Genomic DNA, 21,369 nt, shown 5'->3' on the forward strand with positions numbered 1-21,369 from the left:
ATTTGGAACATGAATGATACAAGATCCACATATTAAGCGAGAGCAAGAAAAGTACGACAATCCTATCCCAAGTCGTGAGTATATTTTGGAATACTTACGCTCTCAAACGTCCCCGTTAACCCGTGAACATATTGCAAACGCGCTCAACATCGAAGGTGAAGAGCAGCTAGAGGCGATACGTCGTCGTTTGCGAGCTATGGAGCGTGACGGTGAATTGGTGTTTACTCGCGGTAAAGCCTATGGCTTACCAGAAAGAATGGATTTGCTGACTGGCACCGTCATAGGCCATCGTGATGGCTTTGGGTTCTTAAAGTTAGCAGAGGGCGGTGACGACCTCTATATACACAACCGTGATATGGCGATGTACTTTCATGGTGATAAAGTGCTGGCGCAAAAAGCAGGCGTTGACCGTAAAGGCCGCCGTGAAGCTAGAATCGTGCGTTTAGTTGAGCAGCGAAGCGCTGCACTTGTTGGCCGCTTCCACCTTGATGCCGGTATGGGCTTCGTTATCGCTGATGACCGCCGCGTCACTCAAGAGATACTGATCCCTGAAGAGGATCGTTTAGGCGCAAGACAGGGCGATATCGTTGTTTTAGAGCTAACCCGTCGACCTGGGCGCTATGTCAAAGCGGCCGCGAAAGTCACTGAAGTACTGGGCCAGCAAATGGCGCCGGGTATGGAAATTGAAATTGCACTGCGCAATTATGACTTACCACATGAGTGGTCAGGGCTGATTGAGAAAAAGCTACGTAAAATCCCAGATGAAGTTACCGAAGCAGACAAAGAGGGTCGAGTCGACCTGCGTCATTTGCCGCTAGTGACCATTGATGGCGAAGATGCACGTGATTTTGATGATGCAGTCTATGCAGAAAAGAAGAAGTCAGGTGGTTGGCGTTTATGGGTCGCCATTGCTGATGTAAGCCATTATGTGCGTACAGAGTCAGCATTAGACAGGGAAGCACGTTCACGGGGCAACTCGGTTTACTTCCCATCGCAAGTGATCCCTATGTTGCCAGAGAAGATCTCTAACGGGCTCTGCTCTTTGATGCCTGAGGTTGACCGTCTTTGTATGGTCGCTGAGATGACGATCTCTGCTGCGGGTAAGCTATCAGGCTATAAGTTTTATCCTGCGGTAATGCACTCGCATGCACGTCTAACCTATACCCAGGTTGCAGACATGCTTGAAGGCGGTGAGGTGAGTGATAAGCTTAAACCTATATTCCCGCATCTGCAGACCTTGCAATCCTTGTATCTGACTCTTGATGGTATTCGTGCAGATCGTGGTGCCATTGCTTTTGAAACCACAGAGACGCAGTTTGTATTTAATGAACAGCGTAAAATCGAAAAGATCGTACCGAGTAATCGTAATCAAGCCCATAAGATCATTGAAGAGTGCATGATCTTGGCAAACGTTGCCTCGGCTAAGTTTGTTAGAAAGCATAAAGGTGAAGTCTTGTACCGGGTACATGAATCGCCATCGGAGCAAAAGCTCACTAACTTTAAGGACTTCCTTAAAGAGCGTGGTTTGACGATGGAGGGCGGACTAGCGCCAACGCCAAAAGATTACCAAGCGGTGATGGAGCAAATTGCAGACAGACCCGATGCTGAACTCATTCAAATAATGTTGCTGCGTTCAATGAAACAAGCAACATATACACCTGATAATGAAGGTCATTTTGGCTTAGCATTAGAGGAGTACTCGCACTTCACCTCGCCAATTCGTCGCTATCCTGACTTGATATTGCACCGAGTGATCCGTTACTTGTTAGAAAAACAAGAGGGTGATCAGCCCGAGCAGTGGACTGCTGACGGCGGTTACTGCTACAAGATTGAAGAGCTTGATCAGCTTGGTGTCGAGTGTTCAACCACAGAGCGACGCGCAGATGAAGCGACGCGTGATGTCAGTGATTGGCTTAAATGTGAGTTCATGCAGGACCATGTGGGTGATACGTTTGAAGCTGTTGTCGCATCAGTGACTCACTTCGGTATGTTTGTTCGTCTCAATGACCTGTTCATCGATGGCTTGGTGCATATCTCAAGCCTAGGCAGTGATTATTATCAGTACGATAATATGCGCCAGCGTTTAGTTGGTGAGGCTTCTGGGCAAGTGTATCAAATCGGCGATACGGTCACGGTAAAAGTGGCTGCCGTTAATCTCGATGACCGTCAAATAGATCTTATGATGGAAGGCGACTCGGCAGGCGGTAAGCGTCGTAAGCCGAGCAAGCCGATGACCGCCAGAGAGCGGGTTAATCGCGAAGGCGCCAAACTTGCTGATAAAGAGAAGAGCGCTGCTAAAGGCAAGCGCTCACGATCTGGCAGTAAAAATAAATCAAGCAGTGGTGCTAAAGCCACCACGACTAAGACAAAAGCTTCAGCAACAAAGTCTTCGGCTAAAAATGCCAAGCCAGCGAAGCGTAAAACGAGTAAGAAATAGATGAAAAAGCAAGATGTTACCTTTGGTTTACATGCCGTTGAAGCTGTATTTAAAAATAGTCCTGAGCGCGTTATCGAAATGTGGGTGCTACAAGGTCGCGATGATAAACGACTGACGCCAATATTAGAGATTGCAGCGCAGTGGGGCGTAACCGTTCAGTATGCTTCACGCAAAGCATTAGACGATAAGTCTGATGGCGGTCAACACCAAGGCGTAGTGGCTAAAGTGAAACCAGCCAAAATTCTTAATGACAATGATCTAAATGCGATGCTGGAAACAACTGAAACACCTTTCTTATTGATTTTGGATGGGGTGACAGATCCACACAACTTGGGTGCTTGTTTACGTAACGCCGATGCGGCTGGCGTGCAGGGTGTTATTGTACCGAAAGACAACTCTGTCGGTTTAACGCCAGTTGTCAGTAAAGTCGCTTGCGGCGCAGCTGAGATAGTTCCTTTATACCAGGTGACTAACCTTGCGCGAACAATGCGTAGCTTACAAGATAAAGGCATCTGGATTATTGGCGCGGCAGGAGAGGCTGATTGTGAGCTTTATCAAGCTAGCCTTACAGGCCCACTTGCTATTGCGATGGGGGCAGAAGATAAAGGCCTGCGCCGTTTAACACGCGAGAGCTGCGATACACTGGTATCTATTCCGATGGCGGGTAGTGTTTCAAGCTTAAACGTTTCAGTGGCTACCGGCGTTTGCTTGTTTGAAGCTGTACGTCAACGACTCGCTAAGTAAGTCGCTTACTATGGCCTAGTTTGCTGCATAAGAACTTAATTAAAATTGCCGAAGTGGTTTATGCCTCTTCGGCATTTTTGTATTTGAAGGGTATCAAAGTAAACAGACTCGCTCATTCTGGCAAAATTTTGTGGCTGTTTTTACTTAATTGCTATTTAACTTTTATACAACATGCAGTAGTTTGATTAGGCTAATAAAAATGGTATCACTCTAAAAACAGGATGTTTAAATGCGTAATCAAATTTTATCCTTATGCGTGTTAAGTTCAATTGCCGCAGCAGCACCTATTTTAGCTGAGGAAGACAAGTATCTATGGCTGGAAGATGTCGAGGGCGCTAAGCCCCTTGAGTGGGTTAAGCAGCAGAACGCTATCTCGGCGAAAGAGATAAAAGCCTATAAGGGCTTTGACGGTTTAGTCAGTAACAGTTTAGCGATTCTTAACAATAAGGAACGGATCCCCTATGCCAGTCGCATGGATGGATATCTGTATAACTTTTGGAAAGATGAGGATCATGAGCGTGGTATTTATCGTCGCACGACGATGGAGGAGTACACCAAGGCTGAACCCAAATGGGAAACCGTGTTAGATATTGATGCATTAGGCAAGGCCGAGGGCGTTAATTGGGTGTATAAGGGCATGAGTTGCCGTTATCCTGATTATGACCGCTGTTTGGTGTCACTGTCTCGCGGTGGCGCTGATGCCGTGGAAGTCCGAGAGTTTGATTTAAACAGCAAATCATTTGTAGAAAATAAACAGCAACCCTTTGCCTTGGATGAAGCCAAATCAAGCGTTAGCTGGATAGATAAAGACACTGTTTTTGTTGGGACCGATTTTACTGATGGCGATAGCCTGACTGATTCAGGCTATCCGAGAGTGGTTAAGCAATGGCAGCGAGGCACGCCGTTATCGGCTGCAAAAACTATCTTTAGCGGTGATAAAACTTCAGTGGCAGCCTCAGGTTTTGTCATCTATGACGACAAAAAATCACTGCAATTGGTTTCTGAAAGCCTGACTTTCTATACTGCTCAGCACTATGCCTATCACAATGACAAACTCATTACGCTACCGCTGCCAATGGATGCGGACATTAAAGGTTACTTTAATGACCAGCTCTATATCGAACTTAAAAGCGAATTAAAAACGGCAGGAAAGACCTTTAAGCAAGGCGCAATAGTTTACACCGATCTCGATAAGCTTATCGCTCAAAAACCACAATTTAGTGTGTTGGTTGAACCCACTGCAACCGCTTCTATTTCCCAAGTACGCTTCACTAAAAGCACAATCCTTATTACTTGGCTTGATAACGTCAAGAGTAAGTTAATACGCTATGTGCAAAAGGATGGTGAGTGGCAGTCTCAGCAAGCCCCATTTGATGTTAACGGTACATTGAGTGTCTTTGGTGGTGAAGATGACAGCGATGAGGTGTTTGTTAACTACACTAGCTTTTTAGAGCCTTCAAGTTTGTATTTGTTTGATGGTAAAAGCATGAAGGCTAAAAAGATAAAGGCGATGAAGCAGCAGTTCGTTGCCGATAAGTTCGAGACAAAGCAGTACTTTGCTCAATCGAAGGACGGCACTAAAGTGCCATACTTTGTGGTGATGGCTAAAAACCTCAAGCTTGATGGCACTCATCCAACACTGCTTTATGGTTATGGCGGTTTCGAAATTTCATTACGACCATCCTATTCGGCAACGATTGGTAAAAACTGGCTTGAGCAAGGCGGTGTCTATGTATTGTCTAATATTCGCGGCGGTGGTGAATATGGTCCAGCTTGGCATCAAGCGGCGCTAAAGGAGAATCGCCATAAGGCTTATGAAGATTTTGAAGCGATAGCGGAAGACCTCATTGCTAGGAAAATCACCTCAAGTAAACATTTAGGGATCCAGGGTGGCAGTAATGGTGGCCTATTAATGGGGGCTGCATTTACCCGTAAACCCGAACTTTATAATGCGGTTGTTTGCCAAGTGCCGCTGCTCGATATGAAGCGCTATAATAAATTGCTCGCGGGTGCTAGCTGGATGGGAGAGTATGGCGATCCTGATATCCCAGCAGAGTGGGATTACATTAAGGGATTCTCGCCTTACCATAACTTAAAAGCTAATACGGCTTATCCTAAGGTGTTCTTCACCACTTCAACTCGTGATGACCGCGTTCATCCTGCCCATGCACGTAAAATGGTCGCAAAAATGGAAGCTATGGGCATCGATGTGCTGTATTACGAAAATATAGAGGGTGGCCATGCTGGGGCGGCAGACAATAATCAAGTTGCTGAGTTAAGCTCAATGGTTTATGCCTATTTAATGCAGCAACTTAGGTAAGTCTTTTTAAGTCAATCTTACAGTGATACGGGCAGAAACAGATCCAAGTTAAAGTGATTGTGTTGTTGCCCGTATCGCTCATTTTTTGTCAGCTAGCCCTTAGTCTCTTCAATCAACTCACTTTAGAACTTCCATTGCGCATTGATAGCAGTGTGCAGAAAATTAAGTATTTTAGCTCGTTACATCGCTACTGAAAGGTATAAAGCAAATTAAAGGTAGTAATAGTGTCTGTTTGTTTAGAGCCTTCAGGCACCACTTGAGTGTATTTAACATTGACACCAATCTTGAACGCCCAGTCTTGGAATAGGGTGTTTTTGTAGCTCATATCTAAGGTTAGCGTATTGTTATCTTCGCCCACTTCTGAGGTTAAGTCGGCATTTAGGCTGGTGTACTCTTGCAGTTTTTGTTCAAACTTTGCCGCAGTACGTAAAATGACATCTTTATTTGCATCTGGCTCTGGGATGCTGTCGGTGCCAATGGGCAAGTTGTAACGATAACCAGGACCAATTTCTAAGCTTAATTTGGTGCTAGAGTTTGCTATTGCGTCGAAACCATAACCACCTGATATTGTGGATATTCGCGTATAACTACCAAATTTATCCCAGGTAAAGTCTCCTCGGCCAAAAACATAACCACTATAGAGTTTATAACTTGATTGTAGTTGTAATTCATACTTCTCTGAAGTGGTCTCTTCATCATCAGCGGCAAAATAGGCTTTGACAGTGCCCTCTTGTCGCATCGCATCAGTATCATAAACAATTTTTGTTCTGCCGTTAAAACTGCTCGACTGAGTATTACCGGTATTGAGTTGAAAACCCGCTTCGATTTCGGCGGTTAAATCACTTGGCGGTTCTTGATAATCAGGCGGTACAAGTGCAAAGGCTGCTGGGGAGCAACAAAGCGCTATAGCTGCTGTGAGGATTCTAGACATTATTATTCTTGGCGTGATGCTTTAAGTTGAAAGTGAAATCATGTAATGCGACATCATACCTAGAATCAGCAGCAGCGCAAACTATGCTTAATGACGCAATTATCTATTTTCAACGGCTTGCGTTAGCCATAAACAGCTTCGTGCACAGCCGGCCCCAAGTCAGTTAGAGGGAATTGCAGTTTAGGGAAGTTATTGCTTGAATTATGGCGTTAGTTTAGGTAATATTCCGCGGCTTAAATCAGTCACTTTAATTAGTTCCTTGCCTCTATTAGGTTTGACTGAGCCAACAACGAGGCTAGATAACCGTAAGGAGCAAAAAATGCGTCATTATGAAATCGTATTTTTAGTTCACCCTGATCAGAGTGAGCAAGTGCCAGGTATGATCGAGCGTTACACGGGTATTCTTACCCAAGCTGGTGGTCAAGTCCATCGTTTAGAAGATTGGGGCCGTCGTCAATTGGCTTACCCAATCATCGAGTTGCATAAAGCTCACTATGTTCTTATGAACGTAGAAGCTACTGCAGAAACTGTAGATGAACTTGAAACAGCTTTCCGTTTCAACGACGCTGTTTTGCGTAGCATGGTTATGCGTACTAAAGCTGCCATCACTGAAGCATCTCCAATGGCTAAAGCTAAAGACGAACGCGATACACGTCGTTCATCTGAAGAGCGTGCACCTCGTGCAGCAGCTACTGAAGAAGTTAAAGAAAGCGCTGAAAACACTGCTGAGTAAGTTTTTTTGTGACCACGAACAATTTGATATTAGCGGGAACCATTACGCGTTCTAGGCGATTTGATAGCCCAGCAGGCATTGCCCATACGGTACTGATGTTGGAACACAAATCCCAGCGTTACGAAGCAGAAATGTTACGCAACGTTTACTGCCAAATTCAAGTTGTGTTGAGTGGGGAACGCTTTAATAGCGTCACAGAAAATCTGAAAGCCGGCGTTGAAATCCAAGTCGAAGGTTTCCTTAATCTGCAACAGAGCAGAAATGGTCAAAATCGTTTGGTATTACACGCCGAAAATGTCGAATTGAAAACTTAGGAGACTGTCACATGGCACGTTATTTCCGTCGTCGCAAGTTCTGCCGTTTCACAGCAGAAGGCGTTACCGAGATTGATTACAAAGATATCGTTACTTTGAAGAACTATATCACTGAAAGTGGTAAAATTGTTCCTAGTCGTATCACTGGTACAAATGCTAAATATCAACGTCAACTAGCTCGCGCTATCAAGCGTGCTCGTTATCTTTCTCTACTGCCGTACACTGATTTACATCAGTAGACTGCATTAATTTAGAGGAATATAAAATGAACGTTATTTTACTTGATAAAATCGCTAACCTAGGCAACTTGGGTGACCAAGTTTCTGTAAAATCAGGTTACGCACGTAACTTTCTTTTACCACAAGGTAAAGCTGTTGTTGCTAACGCTGCTAACACTGAAGTCTTTGAAGCACGTCGTGCTGATTTAGAAGCTCAGTTAGCGGGTCAACTAGCTGCTGCTACAGCTCGTGCAGAGAAAATCAATGCACTTGAGTCTGTTGTTATCGCTTCTAAAGCCGGTGACGAAGGTAAGCTATTTGGATCTATTGGTAACCGTGACGTAGCTGATGCAGTTACTGCTGCTGGCGTTGAGCTTGCTAAAAGCGAAGTACGTCTACCATTAGGTGCATTGCGCAACACTGGTGATTTTGAAGTTGAAGTTCAACTTCATACTGAAGTTAAAGCAATTGTTAAGCTTTCTGTTGTTGCAGAAGGCTAATATTTTGCATTAATACCTTTTGGTATTAGCAAAGCTTTAATTTAAAACACCGCACTAATTTAATTAGTGCGGTGTTTTTTTATGTCTGAAAAGCAGGAAAAGCAGGAAAAGCAGGAAAAGCAGGAAAAGCAGGAAAAGCAGGAAAAGCAGGAAGAGCAGGAAGAGCAGGAAGAGCAGGAAGAGCAGGAAGAGCAGGTTCGGTTTACGTAGTCTGCAGGGTCAATATTACTCGACTTTGAAATAAAAAAAAGGGCACAAAATCAATTTGTGCCCTATAAAAGGGAGTTATATATTTACGTTTTTACTTTATCTAAATTAACTATTTAGAATTTTACACTTGCACTAAATTCAACATAACGCGGAGTTTGATATCCTGAAATTGTTCCATAATCAGGGTTGGAAACGCCTGGATCTCCAAGTTCATATAACTCAACTTGGCGAGTTGTTGCACTAGAATCGAATACGTTATAGAGATTAGCTTTTAAGACTATATCCAGTTCCGATACATTAATTGCATATGATGCTGAAAGATCAAGTCTGTAAACCCAGTCTGTACGGCCATCGGTTCCACGAGGATTGTAGTCGAATGTGCCATCAGCATTCTGCGTATAGTAAGTATCACCATATGATGGTCGTCCATCAGGGTGACCAATACCAAACTTGTTCAATGGGCGACCAGATTCAGCGGTAAAGTTGGCACCAACTGTAAAGTCTTCGGTGATAGCGTATGCACCAAATAGCTTAAACATATGGCGGCGGTCATTTGGCAAGTATCCATCAGCTCCATCCATTAGCTCTGGGAAATCAAAATCCTGAGTTAGACCAGCATCACCTTGAGCGTTATCTGACTTTACTAGGCCTTCAGTATTACCGTAGCTTTGAGACCAAGTATAAGTACCACTTAGGCTCCACTGTGAATCCCATGCACGATTAAGAGTTAGGTCAATAGCATTGTATGTACGTTCAGCTTCTGGATAACCGAGTTCACTTCCTGGAATAGTTTCAGTTGTATCAACCTCACCATCACAGTTTGTATCTAGATCAACAGTCATATCTTCGCCTGGGTTACCCAGAACATATCCACCACCACCAGGATGCGCACAACCATATTTAGCTTCAGTCCAATGGCTGATAGTCATATCATCAATTGCACCGTTAAGCTTGCGTTGTGTTCCTTTGATGCCCCAAGACCAATCTTCATCAATCATAGATTGGTAACCCAAGATAATTTCATCTTGGTACATAGGATCAAGTTCTTGATCAACAATACCTGCTGGGTTTGGTACATTTCCGTCGGCTAGGAATTCATCGCCACCGATCTGAGCGCCAAGGTCAGCAATGGGTACTTGAATACCATTGATTTCCTGATCGGTTGTTCCGTCTAATACATAGTACTTACGTACGTCATACTCGTTACCCGCAAGACGAACGTTTGTGTTACTTGCTACAGGAAGGAAATAACGCCCAACGTTTGCAAATATCTTAGACTCACCATCACCATTGATATCCCAAGCAGCACCTAGACGCGGTGCAAACATGTCATCAATTTTAACAAAGCTTTCGCCATTTGAGTTTTTGTTATTGAATGAATCCCAGCGTACACCCATAGACAAAGTTACATCATCAGTAACCGTCCAAGTATCTTCAAGGTATATAGCTTGTGACTCAACTTCAAAATCCCCACCTACTGTACGTTCACGTGAACGTGCATACTGGTACACGTCGTCAGGCACTATGCCACCGTTAGCGAGTTCTGTACCTGGAGTTGTATCGTAATAGAACCAATAAACACCGTCTGGACCAGAGTAAAACTGGTTACTTTTAGACGTGTTAATTTCTTGGTCATAACCAAACTTTAGCACGTGGTCATCGGCTACGAACCATTCGAAATCAGCGCGGAACTCTTTACGTTGATCCTCACCCTCTTCTTGGCTATAGTCCGCAGAAGAAGCACAACCACGCGAAACTTGTGGCGCGCTCGCACGACGGTCGTAGATTAAGTTACAGTCAGCTGCGATGTTACTTGAGGTTGTAAGGTTATACTCGTTGACACCATATAATATGCGTGCGCTAAAGTTGTCAGTAATTTGGCCTGTATAGGTAAACACATAGTTGTCACCGCCAGATTCATCTACACTAGTAGAGGTCTGAATTCCACGTGTTTTGGTTTCATAATCATATAAATAATTGTCAGAAGTATTATCTGATTTATCTGAAAAACCTAAAAACTCAAGAGTGTGGTTTTCTGCAATGTTCCAGTCTAATTTTAGGCCCCAGAATGGATTGTCAGATTCTACTGAAGAAAAACTTGTTCCGCGGTCAGCAACATATTCTTGTTTAGTACTTCTTGGCTGGTACATAGCATAGAAGAATAATGTGTCTTCTATTAATGGTCCTGAAGCGTAAACGTTACCCTCTACTTTGTCATATGAGTCTGCACCGTTATATATATAGATATCATCGTTTTGATCGAAACTGTCAGGTGATTGCTCACTTAAACTATCAGGGCGGTAGCGAATATTCCCACCAAACTCCCAATCATTACCACCACGTTTTGTTACAGCGTTGACAACACCACCAGTTGAGCGACCAAATTCAGCAGAATAGCCGCCAGTTTTTACTTCAAACTGTTCATAAAAATCAAATGGTACATTTGAGAAACCTAGACCATTTCGGAAGTTAGTAACATTAAGACCGTTGATATAGAATGCGTTTTCAGCAACTGAGGCGCCGCCAAAAGATGCAAAATTACCAAAGCGACCATCACCTCGTGTGGTTCCTGGCGCAAGAAGTGCAACGCTAGTAACATCTTTTGGAAGAGGTAATCTATCAATTTCAACTTGGCTAATAACCAATGAAGTTTCGGATGAGGTCGTATCTATAGATGCTATTCTAGAAGACCCAGTAACTTCGAGTCTTTCCATTCCTATCTCATCAAGTGTCGTAGCAACATTTGAGTTACCACCAATTGAAACTGGAATGTCCTTTACTACTTTATCGTTATAACCATCAGCAGAGATGGTAAGCGTGTATTGGCCAATAGGTAGACGCGGAATGCGGTATTTACCATTGGAATCAGTTTCAATACTTCTCGTTAGGCCTGTTGCTTGGTTTCTAATTGCAATGCTAGCGCCAAGAACAGGGCCACTAGAATCAGTGGTAACTGTTCCTTGTATTGTACCGTCTACGTTGCTCGCCGCTAATACTGGGGTGCTTATCGTTAGTAGCGCCGTAATTGACGCCGCTAGCAAAGAGCGTTTGAAATTTACTGTCTTCATGTTCAATCCTTGTAGAAAGATGCTGTTATTGCATTGTTATTATTTTGTTTTTATTTGTAGCAAAGTAGATGCTATAGGGTTGCATAACTTAGATCAAATCGTTCTATCAAACATGTATACTTCATGCTAGCGACTTGTTAGCGGTTACTGCTATGAACATGGTTGTGGCAAGTGGTTACTTCTGGCTGGGGTTGTGTTTCTAGATGTTACTGTTGAAATTGTTCAACACACTTTGAAATATTTTGAAACACTTGTTCTCATAGCGATAGGAGGTAGGATTAGTCAGATAGGCGAAGTTAGTGGATAAAAAAAGGCAGGTTAACTAAGCTGCAAACTTAGTTAATCTGCCTTTTTATGTCAGAGTAACGGGTTAGTTTTTGACTAAATCGAGCTCTTCGATGAGGTTCGTTGCATGGTCAACTTCATCCATCATCCACAGTATATAGCGAATATCGACATGTACCGCACGGGTGATTGTAGGATTGAAGAACCAATCTTTGGTAATGGCTTCGTAAGTGGAGTCAAAGTTAAGACCCACTAGCTCGCCCTTACCGTTAAACACCGGTGAACCAGAATTTCCGCCAGTGGTGTCGACACTCGACAGGAAGTTAACTGGAACAGAGTTAAATTGCTCTGGTTTGTCTAAGCAAGAGAATAGTCGGCATATCCAAGAAGCGGGATCTTGATAAACAGTCTCAACTTTATGGCTACCATAACGCTGCTCTGCAATTGCTTTTAACAACTTAGTCGGTGCGCTAAATGGCTCTATGCCGGTATGTTTAGCGGGGATCCCTTCTAAGCGCGTAAATGGCTGCTTGTAGAGCGCATCTTTTGATTGGTATCCATCAACCATACCGTAGGTGATGCGTAAGGTACCGTTAGCATCTGGGTATACTGGCCAGTTATTTGATTGGTAGTAGGCGATCATTGCCTTCATGTAATCAGGGCGCGCCATCGATAACTTACCTGCCAATGTTTTAGCTTCTTTCTCGGCGGCCATATTCTTCTCATACAATGAGACGGCCAGACGGATGAAAGGGTCAGCACTGGTTTCGAATGCGCTAGCATCGGCATCCATCCAAGCGAGTCGCTTCTCTTTATCGGTTAACGATGTTAAAGCATAAAGCGCGTCTAGCTTTTCTGATAAGGTGGTTTCAACATCGCCTTCATTTAACGCGTTATCAAGCTCGCTAACACGAATATCTTGGTTTAGATAAGCTTCTAAGTCTTGTAACCACAGCGTTTTATCGACGCTGATAGCGAAGCTAGAATCAAGACGTTTAAGACGTGCTTTAAACATCTTCATGTCACGCTGTTGATAACCCTCTTCACGCTTAGCATCTGGTTTTACTTTCTCTTTTGCTAGACGGTACAGCTTGTTCGCGCTATCAAGTAGGGCACTGCTTTGCGCGCTGTCGAAGTAGTAACGTGTTTGACGTTGCTTACGCTGCTCAACCAGAAGGGTTTCTAGTTCATCAAACTGAGTTTGAAAAGACATATAGGTTTTGTCTTGCGCCAGCCAAGTTTTAAAGTCATCTTCACGGCCTTGCTTAATACCTGCAATATCGGTGGCTTTAAATCCATCCAGTAAACCATTGTACTTTTTCATACGGTTAGCCATGCCTGCTAGCTTACCCGCGTACTTTATTTTAACGTCACTATTGGCCTCGCTCATGGCTTCAATAGTATCGATGCGCAGCTGATAGCGTGTTGCAAGTGTTGGATATAACCAATCGCTGGCAAACTTAAGCTCGCTAGTTAAGCGATAGCGACTGGTTGAGCCTGGGTAACCGGCAACAAAAACACCGTCACCGGCTTTCACACCGTCGCTGTTAATTTTTAGATAGCTTTTTGGCGCATAAGGTACGTTGTCTTGGTTGAAAATTGCTGGCTTACCATCTTTACCAACATAAGCACGTAAAAAGGTGAAGTCAGCTGAGTGGCGTGGGTACTCATAGTTATCGACATCACCGCCAAATGCAGCGGCACCCTCTGGTGGCGCATAGACTAAGCGAACGTCTCGAATGATGAGCTGTTTAGTGAGGTAGTATTCCAAACCATTGTGAAAGCTGCGGACTGAACAGCGGTAGTTATCATCACTTTCACACTCTTTGATGAGCGCTTTACGGTTGGCTTGGATATTTTCAAAGCGAACCAGTGGATCGTTACCGATATTCTGTTTTACTTGTGCCGATACATCGGTGACGGCTTCGGTAATATAAAGACGTTCATTAGGGCCCGCAGTGGGCTCCTTATCTTTACTGCTTGCTAAAAACCCCTCGGCGAGATAATTATGTTCTTTTTTGCTGTTATATTGAATGGCGCGGTAGGCACAATGATGGTTTGTGACAACTAAGCCTTGGGGCGAAACAAAACTGGCGGTACAATAGCCCAAACCGACAACTGCATTCATAGGGTAGCGAGTAAGATCTGCTAGCTGTTTAGCAGGAATATCGATACCACGTTCGCTAAGCTTGTCAGCGATTGAGGGCATTTGATACGGCTGCCACTGTCCTTCATCGGCCTTAACCACAGAGGATGACAACATCCCTGTAGAGAGAGCAATAGCGGCAATCAATGCATTGCGCATGTTCTTTCCTTATTTTGTTATTGTGTGTTTTTTATCTGCAGGTCGTATGTTGTTAATTGCCTGCTCTGCTTTAGCCCGTTTTATACCACATTTTGCTTAATCGTTGGAATTTTGGAGATTTAATGTCACAGCAACGCGCCTTTAAGGCCAAAGAAAAGCCCAGAGATCTGCAGATGGATGCGCTGAAGATGCCACCGCATTCAATTGAAGCAGAGCAATCTGTTCTAGGTGGCTTGATGTTAGATTCTGACGCATGGGACCGAGTTGCCGAAGCTGTCGTCAAAGAGGATTTTTATTCACGCGCCCACGGGACGATTTTTACCGCAATGGAATCTCTGGTTAGTGCCGGTAATCCCATCGATTTGATCACCGTCTCTGAACAATTAGAGCTGACAGATCAGTTAGAAGATGTGGGCGGCTTTGCTTATATCGGTGAGATTGCTAAGAACACGCCGAGTGCGGGTAACATTCACTCTTACGCCGACATTGTGCGTGAGCGTGCTGTTGTGCGTGACATGATTAAAGTCGCTAATGAAATTGCTGACGCAGGTTTTAACCCTGAAGGGCGTAACTCGAGTGAACTGCTTGATTTAGCTGAAACTAAAGTATTTAAGATTGCCGAGCAGCGCGCCAATGCTAACGAAGGTCCTGAAAGCATAAAGGCCATTCTAGAAAAAACCGTCGATAAAATCGAAGAGCTCTACAATAACCCAACCAATGGTGTGACAGGGGTGTCGAGTGGTTTCGGTGATCTCGACAAAATGACGGCAGGTTTCCAAGCAGGTGATTTAATTATTGTTGCCGCGCGTCCATCTATGGGTAAGACCACTTTTGCGATGAACTTGTGTGAGCAAGCGGCATTGAATGAAGATAAACCCGTGCTTATTTTCAGTTTGGAGATGCCGTCAGAACAGATCATGATGCGTATGCTAGCTTCACTTGGCCGGGTGGATCAAACCAAAATTCGTACTGGTCAGTTAGATGACGACGATTGGGCGCGCGTATCATCAACCATGGGCATCATGCTTGAGCAAGGTAAGATGTATATCGATGATGGTTCAGGTCTAACACCTACTGATGTGCGCAGCCGAGCAAGACGTGTTGCCCGTGAATATGGCGGGCTGTCGATGATCATGATCGATTACCTGCAATTAATGCAGGTGCCCGCGCTGAAAGATAACCGTACCTTGGAGATCTCAGAGATCTCTCGCTCACTAAAAGCGCTGGCCAAGGAGCTAGAAATACCCGTTGTAGCGCTATCACAGCTAAACCGTTCATTGGAGCAACGTGCAGATAAACGCCCGATTAACTCGGATTTGCGTGAATCGGGCGCGATTGAGCAGGATGCCGACTTGATCATGTTTATTTACCGTGATGAAGTGTATAACGATGACTCTGAAGATAAAGGCACTGCAGAGATCATTATTGGTAAGCAACGTAACGGCCCGATTGGGCGAATACGTTTAACCTTCCAAGGGCAATTTTCTCGTTTTGATAATTACTCTGGTCCGCAGTTTGAAGAAGATTAATCGTCATTAATTGTCGTTCATAAAAGCTTTTATGCAATGCAATTAACTACAATAGAGCCTCATTGAGGCTCTTATTTTTTTGATTAGATACCACAAGGTTACTCTTGAAACCATTCCCACGAGCAGAAATTAGCCGCAAGGCGCTCAAGCATAATTTGGCGCGATTGCATGAATTAGCACCGTCAAGCAAAGTGATGGCGGTTGTAAAAGCTAATGGCTATGGTCATGGCTTACTTAATGTTGCCCAGTGCTTAGATAATGCCGACGGTTTTGGTTTGGCTCGCCTAGAAGAAGCATTAGCGCTACGTGCGGGTGGGATAAATGCCAAATTACTGTTGTTAGAAGGCTTCTTTCGGGTCGGCGATCTGGCAACGTTAGTTGAGCATGATATTGAAACAGTGGTGCATCATGAGTCTCAGCTTGAGATGTTAGCAAGCGTAGACCTGCCTAAACCTGTTACTGTTTGGCTTAAAATTGATACCGGCATGCACCGTCTCGGTTTTTCTCCTGAGCAGTTTGACTCTATCTATCAAAGGCTACTGGCCAATGATAATGTGGCTAAACCGATTCATCTAATGACGCATTTCGCTTGTGCCGATGAACCGAATAATCCAAGTACCGCAGCACAACAAAAAGTTTTTGATGGGTTAACCCAGAACTTGCCAGGGGATAGAACCTTGGCTAATTCGGCTGGCACACTGTTTTGGCCGCCAAGCCAAGCTGACTGGATACGGCCTGGTATTGCGCTTTATGGCGTGTCACCCGTTTTGGGTGATTTAGGCAGCAAGCATGGTTTACTGCCGGCGATGGAATTAGTATCGCAATTGATTGCCATTAGAGAGCATAAAGCAGGCGAACCTGCAGGCTATGGCAGTTTCTGGACTGCTGAAATAGACACCCAATTAGGCGTGGTCGCGATAGGTTATGGCGATGGTTATCCACGCAATGCCCCGCTGGGCACCCCTGTATTGGTCAATGGTCGTTTAGTGCCTATCGTCGGGCGAGTGTCGATGGACATGCTCACGGTTGATCTTGGTGCTAATGCCAAAGATAAAGTGGGCGATCTGGCTGTGTTATGGGGTAAAGATTTACCCGTTGAAGTGGTCGCTGAACATATTGGTACCATCGCTTATGAGCTAGTCACCAAACTAACGCCCCGAGTCGCCGTTTGCCTAGATTGAGCAAGTAACAAATTTATGTGCTGCTGTGATGAGGCGGGATGCCCATCATCAGTGTGAAGATGTCTTAAATTGAAAATACGATTAATAAGCCCCGCTGCTCTTCTGTTGATGCAGCCAATGGTATTTGCCAGCCCTGTTATTGAAACACCACCGCAAAATCAATCCGCGAATACCAGCGATACACCTCATACGGCATTAGAGCAACAGCAAGCTCAAGCTGCAACGACAACGATTACAACGCCACCCAGCGCTGAATTCGCCGTGGTGCCATTTGCATTTTCATCTGAATCCCTGAGCACTGCGTTGGGCGCTGCGGGGGTTGTCAAGCATGCCGGCCAGGAACAAGCCTCAATACTGGGTATTGGTTTATATAGCGCAAACGACAGTTGGGTTGGCTATTTAGGTGCGCACAACTATCAGATCCCCGCAGTCGATAGCTGGCTATTTTCAATCGAAACCTACCAAGCTCAGTTTAAAGAGGGGATCTACTATCTCTCGGAGTTGGCAGCTCCAAACCAAGATGCTGCAAAAGTGGTGACCCTAGGCGATGAGTCTTTTACTCGATTTCACGCAAAATATGTGTTGCCTTGGGGTCGTGGCGTTAATGGTGCCGCCCCTAGTTTGGCAAGTTCCGCTGAGGCTATTGGCTGGAACCCATTAACCTCGGGTGTGACCAGCATTAAAGTCAGTCCCTTTGTGCAAACGCGCGAGCTACACGGCTATGAGTATTTACCGCAGAAATCCCAAGGCGTCGCATTAAAGTTAGACTGGGATAACCGTGACAATGGTAAAAACAGTACCCAAGGCGGGCAAACAAGCCTTAAGTTCAGTCGCGACTTCGGTGCTGCAGATCGCAGTAGTTGGACAACTTGGGAGTTTGAGCAAAGTGCCTTCTTTGCCATTGGCGCCAATGATTGGTTTGCCCAGCAGGTTATGGCGTTTAACTTCTATTTGGCCGACACGCCAACGTGGAACGCACAAAGCGGCGATAACTATCATCGACCACCGACATTTGCCGGGATCAGTCTAGGCGGTTTTGACCGGCTTAGAGGTTATGCCAGCAAGCGTTTTACCGGGCGTTCAGCGGTGCTTTACTCCGCCGAGTACCGCATTCAGCCACGATGGCAGCCATTACAACAGTGGCCGCTATTTAACTTATATGATGTACCTTGGTGGCAATGGGTTGCCTTTGCCGAAGCTGGGCAAACTGCCGATGAGTTTGATGCGCAGCTATTACATGATGATCTGCAGTGGACCGCTGGTATTGGCGCACGTTTTGAGGTTGAAAGTATCGTGGTACGGGCTGAGCTTGCTTTTGGCAGTGAAGATAGTCAATTTTGGGTCATGGTTAACCAACCTTTTTAAGCAAACGTTGAAACATAATTGCGGCTGTTTATTTTTTTCGATCAAATTTTAAATGACTCTCATTTTTAAGTTATATCTCCCAAATAAATGCCACTGAGGTTTTTGTGGTGGTATTTACTTCTAGGGAAGATATGTTGTTAACATAATAGCTATCCATTTTTACATCTGTATCAATGTATCGAACACTTATAAGGGTGAACTAAAGTTACTAGTCCTCAATTACTTTTTATTAATGGCTTATTAGTTTTATTTAAAGTTATTTAATTTAAGTTCTAATGTATATATTAACATTAATTGCCATCGATTCTTACTCACTCTGCTATCGCATTTAAAATGTGCAGGTTTACTTTTATGTCATTGTTTATTAATGAGTTTATTTCGTTATATGTATTTCTCATAAAGTTATTGACGAGCTGGTGACAGAAAGTGTGACCCTGCAAGTAAAATTAGTGAGAAAAGGTTAATTAAGCTAAAAACATTTAACGAGTGGGTCACGAAATATAACTGACTTCTTAGTTGATATGGCATTAATGTCACAATTTCATTTTCTAGTTTTTCATATGTTCAATATTAGGCAGACAATAACCCTATTAAAAGTGCGCTTATTAATGCACTTAAATAGCGCCATCAAGGCGCGGCAATGTTGTTAAATGTCGAGGTAACGCAGAATGAAAAGACGTACTTTTTTGCAAGCAACCAGTGCTCTTACGGCCGGGGCTGTACTTGTTGGCTGTGGCAGTGATGATAAAGCACCAAACAAGGATATAGATTGGACGCCGCTTGAACCTAGTATTCCTATTCCACCAACAGAACCAGGTGCAACAACAGCCTATGGCTATAGCGCCTGTTTAGTTAATTGCGGTTCAAACTGCCCAGTCAAAGTCTTTACCAATGAAGACGGTTCAATTGCCAATATTGAAACCGACCACGAAATTGAAGATGAAGCAGGTAAAATACATCAAGTCCGTGCCTGTGCACGTGGTCGTTCACTTAAGCAACGTACTTATGCAGCAGACCGTTTAAAGCAGCCGATGAAGCGCGTTGGACCTCGTGGTGAAGGTCAATTTGTACCAATCACTTGGGAAGAAGCAGCGCAGGAAATTGCCAAAGAACTTGAGCGCATTGCAGGGCAATACGGTAATGAATCAATTCTTAAAATTTATGGTACTGGTGCTTATTACTCGGTTAAGTCTTCTAACTGGTTTAGCCGTATTTTGAATTTAAATGGCGGATACTTAAGATACCAAGGAAACTATTCTTGGCAGCAGCTTAATTATGCGTCAAAAGCGACTGGTCATTACGGTACTAGTGGCTCAAGCCTTAATAGCATTGTGCATTCTGACCTGTTTTTGGGCATTGGTTATAACCCTAATGAAATGCGTCAATCAGGTTCTGGCGAAGGCCGTGATTTCAGTGAAGCACTGAAAGCGAATCCGAATTGCGAAGTTATCATGGTAGACCCGCGTTATACCGATTCATGTTTAGGTAAAGAAAATGAATGGCATGGCATTCGTCCAGGTACAGATTCGGCTTTTGCTGAAGCACTCATGTACGAAGCTATTATAGCCGGACATGTTGACCAAACCTTTATGGATAAACATGTATCAGGTTTTGATAAAGCGTCATTAGAGGCTTTGAAAGCTGCATTAGAGTTGGATACAGATGAAGCTAAAAAAGACTTAGCCCAGTATGTAGACCCTGCAGAGAACTTCCATGATTACATCATGGGCGTTGGCAAATTCGTCTCAGAAGGAGCTAAAACACCTGCATGGGCAGCTGCAATCTGTGGTATTTCAGAAGCTGCAATTAAGTCTATTGCAAGTAAAATAATGTCAGCAAAAAATGCATTTATTGTGACTGGCGCCGGCGTTAACCGCCATGCCAATGGTGAGCAAGCGATGCGTTCATGTTACATGTTACCTTGGGTATTTAATCAAGTGGGTCGTCTTGGTACATCAAATGGCGCGATGCCGTCACAAGGCCGTTCATCACTTAGTGCTTCTGGTATCTCAGGTTTAACTAACCCAATTGAGACCACGATTAGTTTCTATAACTGGGAAGAAGCGATCCGTAATCACGCTAACATGACGGGCAGAAGCCATGATGTTAGAGGTTTAGAAGATTTAGATACCCCTCTTAAAACGCCAGTTAAGGCTATTTTTGCATTGAATTCTAATGCACTCATTAACCAACACTCTGAAACCAGCCTTACTGCTAAGACATTAGCGGATGAGAGTTTGTGTGAGTTTATTGTGGTTAGTGACTGCTGGATGACACCTAGTGCAAAGTTTGCCGATATCTTGCTTCCTGACACAAGTTGGTTAGAAACTGATGATTTTGCCTCTGCTTCATATGCCGCCGGTAATACGGGTTACTTAACTGCCATGCGCGGTATTGAGCCAATGTTTGACTGTCGAAACTACTTTGAACAAGGCCTTGCGATAGCTAAAGCAATGGGCAAAGAGGCTGAATATACCGAAGGTAAGACAGAAGAAGAGTGGATGGAAGAGGCTTACGCAAAGGCAGCTGCCAAGGCTAATAATGCCAATGCGATACCAGCCTTGCCTGCAACATTTAAAGAAGCACAAGATATTGGTATTTTCCATTACAGCAACCCTGAACCAGTGATCTCTATGGACTCATTTGTTAATGGTGGTGAAGCACTAGGCACTGCCAGTGGCAAGATTGAGATGTACTCAGTTGCTATGGCTAAATTTGGCGCCGAGCGTACCTTTGATGCTGATGTTCAGGGCGACTATGTTACTGCACTGCCGAAGTATCAAAGAACTTGGGGCGGTTATGAAGATACCACTCAAGATGTTGATACTGACTTCCCGCTGCAACTCGTGGGTTACCACACTAAGGGCCGCACTCACTCAAGCTTTCACAATGTCCCTTGGTTACGTGAAGCCGTTGAAGATGCAGTATGGATGAACCCTAAAGATGCTGCTGAACGAGGCCTTACTGATGGTGACATTGTGCAGGTTAGCAACCAATACGGCACATTAGAAGTGCCTGTAAGAATCACATTGCGTGTTATGCCAAATGTTGCCGCACTAGGCCAAGGTGCTTGGTATATGCCGAACAAAAGCCGTTTAGATGCCAATGGTAACCCGATTGACGAGGGGGGCTGTATTAACACTGTGACACGATATAAACCATCACCGTACGCCAAAGGTAATCCGCAGCATACCAACCGTGTTCAGGTTAAGGCTAAGTAGGGGAATAG

At 44.3% G+C, this 21,369-nt stretch carries 15 protein-coding genes; 11 read left to right on the forward strand and 4 right to left on the reverse strand.

The window, feature by feature from the left end; all coding sequences use genetic code 11:
- Nucleotides 1–13: 13 nt before the first annotated feature.
- The 3 genes from rnr to L2755_RS03485 all read left to right on the forward strand — a co-directional run bounded on the left by rnr (nt 14) and on the right by L2755_RS03485 (nt 5,501).
- Nucleotides 14–2,437 (forward strand): ribonuclease R, encoded by a 2,424-nt coding sequence (gene rnr / locus L2755_RS03475; protein ID WP_248979362.1) that lies wholly within the window; start codon nt 14–16, stop codon nt 2,435–2,437.
- Nucleotides 2,438–3,181 carry a 23S rRNA (guanosine(2251)-2'-O)-methyltransferase RlmB gene (rlmB, locus tag L2755_RS03480; RefSeq protein ID WP_248979363.1) on the forward strand — a complete coding sequence of 248 codons (744 nt, stop codon included), beginning with the start codon at nt 2,438–2,440 and terminating at the stop codon, nt 3,179–3,181.
- A 229-nt stretch (nt 3,182–3,410) separates the two neighbouring features.
- Nucleotides 3,411–5,501 (forward strand): prolyl oligopeptidase family serine peptidase, encoded by a 2,091-nt coding sequence (locus tag L2755_RS03485; protein WP_248979364.1) that lies wholly within the window; start codon nt 3,411–3,413, stop codon nt 5,499–5,501.
- Nucleotides 5,502–5,688: 187 nt separating this feature from the next.
- Here the strand turns inward: L2755_RS03485 and L2755_RS03490 are convergent, their stop codons facing one another.
- On the reverse strand, nt 5,689–6,432 hold the full coding sequence (locus L2755_RS03490; RefSeq protein WP_248979365.1) for a DUF481 domain-containing protein: 744 nt from the start codon (nt 6,430–6,432) through the stop codon (nt 5,689–5,691).
- Nucleotides 6,433–6,751: 319 nt separating this feature from the next.
- Between L2755_RS03490 and rpsF the strand changes: the two genes are divergently transcribed.
- The 4 genes from rpsF to rplI are packed head-to-tail and all read left to right on the forward strand — an operon-like array spanning nt 6,752 to nt 8,197.
- Nucleotides 6,752–7,165 (forward strand): 30S ribosomal protein S6, encoded by a 414-nt coding sequence (rpsF, locus tag L2755_RS03495; RefSeq protein WP_248979366.1) that lies wholly within the window; start codon nt 6,752–6,754, stop codon nt 7,163–7,165.
- 8 nt (nt 7,166–7,173) lie between these two features.
- Nucleotides 7,174–7,479, forward strand: a complete 306-nt coding sequence (priB, locus tag L2755_RS03500) for a primosomal replication protein N (protein WP_202286468.1) — start codon at nt 7,174–7,176, stop codon at nt 7,477–7,479.
- A gap of 11 nt (nt 7,480–7,490) precedes the next feature.
- Nucleotides 7,491–7,718, forward strand: coding sequence for a 30S ribosomal protein S18 (rpsR, locus tag L2755_RS03505; RefSeq protein ID WP_005497284.1), 228 nt, complete (start codon nt 7,491–7,493; stop codon nt 7,716–7,718).
- Between the two features lie 26 nt (nt 7,719–7,744).
- A complete protein-coding gene (gene rplI / locus L2755_RS03510; protein WP_248979367.1) occupies nt 7,745–8,197 on the forward strand; it encodes a 50S ribosomal protein L9 in 453 nt (150 codons plus the stop codon).
- A gap of 59 nt (nt 8,198–8,256) precedes the next feature.
- Here the strand turns inward: rplI and L2755_RS22450 are convergent, their stop codons facing one another.
- From L2755_RS22450 to L2755_RS03520, 3 genes are all read right to left on the reverse strand, one after another.
- The gene (locus tag L2755_RS22450; RefSeq protein ID WP_487250730.1) at nt 8,257–8,439 is read right to left on the reverse strand and encodes a hypothetical protein; all 183 of its coding nucleotides are present in this window, start codon (nt 8,437–8,439) and stop codon (nt 8,257–8,259) included.
- 81 nt (nt 8,440–8,520) lie between these two features.
- The gene (locus L2755_RS03515) at nt 8,521–11,475 is read right to left on the reverse strand and encodes a TonB-dependent receptor (protein ID WP_248979368.1); all 2,955 of its coding nucleotides are present in this window, start codon (nt 11,473–11,475) and stop codon (nt 8,521–8,523) included.
- A gap of 370 nt (nt 11,476–11,845) precedes the next feature.
- Nucleotides 11,846–14,065, reverse strand: coding sequence for a S46 family peptidase (locus L2755_RS03520; RefSeq protein ID WP_248979369.1), 2,220 nt, complete (start codon nt 14,063–14,065; stop codon nt 11,846–11,848).
- Nucleotides 14,066–14,187: 122 nt separating this feature from the next.
- Between L2755_RS03520 and dnaB the strand changes: the two genes are divergently transcribed.
- From dnaB to L2755_RS03540, 4 genes are all read left to right on the forward strand, one after another.
- Complete coding sequence (gene dnaB / locus L2755_RS03525) at nt 14,188–15,594, forward strand: replicative DNA helicase (protein WP_248979370.1); 1,407 nt, start codon at nt 14,188–14,190, stop codon at nt 15,592–15,594.
- A gap of 104 nt (nt 15,595–15,698) precedes the next feature.
- Nucleotides 15,699–16,775 carry an alanine racemase gene (alr, locus tag L2755_RS03530; RefSeq protein WP_248979371.1) on the forward strand — a complete coding sequence of 359 codons (1,077 nt, stop codon included), beginning with the start codon at nt 15,699–15,701 and terminating at the stop codon, nt 16,773–16,775.
- 69 nt (nt 16,776–16,844) lie between these two features.
- Nucleotides 16,845–18,140: a BamA/TamA family outer membrane protein gene (locus tag L2755_RS03535; protein ID WP_248979372.1), complete on the forward strand. Its 1,296-nt coding sequence runs from the start codon at nt 16,845–16,847 to the stop codon at nt 18,138–18,140.
- Nucleotides 18,141–18,808: 668 nt separating this feature from the next.
- Complete coding sequence (locus L2755_RS03540) at nt 18,809–21,361, forward strand: DMSO/selenate family reductase complex A subunit (protein WP_248979373.1); 2,553 nt, start codon at nt 18,809–18,811, stop codon at nt 21,359–21,361.
- Nucleotides 21,362–21,369: the final 8 nt, after the last annotated feature.

It is taken from the genome of Shewanella abyssi (assembly GCF_023284025.1).
Classification (GTDB): domain Bacteria; phylum Pseudomonadota; class Gammaproteobacteria; order Enterobacterales; family Shewanellaceae; genus Shewanella; species Shewanella abyssi.

Coding starts and splice junctions, on each gene's coding strand:
- dnaB (WP_248979370.1), top strand. CDS start 14,188: ATGTCACAGCAACGCGCCTTTAAGGCCAAAGAAAAGCCCAGAGATCTG.
- L2755_RS03490 (WP_248979365.1), bottom strand. CDS start 6,432: ATGTCTAGAATCCTCACAGCAGCTATAGCGCTTTGTTGCTCCCCAGCA.
- L2755_RS03540 (WP_248979373.1), top strand. CDS start 18,809: ATGAAAAGACGTACTTTTTTGCAAGCAACCAGTGCTCTTACGGCCGGG.
- rnr (WP_248979362.1), top strand. CDS start 14: ATGATACAAGATCCACATATTAAGCGAGAGCAAGAAAAGTACGACAAT.
- rpsF (WP_248979366.1), top strand. CDS start 6,752: ATGCGTCATTATGAAATCGTATTTTTAGTTCACCCTGATCAGAGTGAG.
- L2755_RS03520 (WP_248979369.1), bottom strand. CDS start 14,065: ATGCGCAATGCATTGATTGCCGCTATTGCTCTCTCTACAGGGATGTTG.
- L2755_RS03485 (WP_248979364.1), top strand. CDS start 3,411: ATGCGTAATCAAATTTTATCCTTATGCGTGTTAAGTTCAATTGCCGCA.
- rplI (WP_248979367.1), top strand. CDS start 7,745: ATGAACGTTATTTTACTTGATAAAATCGCTAACCTAGGCAACTTGGGT.
- L2755_RS03515 (WP_248979368.1), bottom strand. CDS start 11,475: ATGAAGACAGTAAATTTCAAACGCTCTTTGCTAGCGGCGTCAATTACG.
- rlmB (WP_248979363.1), top strand. CDS start 2,438: ATGAAAAAGCAAGATGTTACCTTTGGTTTACATGCCGTTGAAGCTGTA.
- rpsR (WP_005497284.1), top strand. CDS start 7,491: ATGGCACGTTATTTCCGTCGTCGCAAGTTCTGCCGTTTCACAGCAGAA.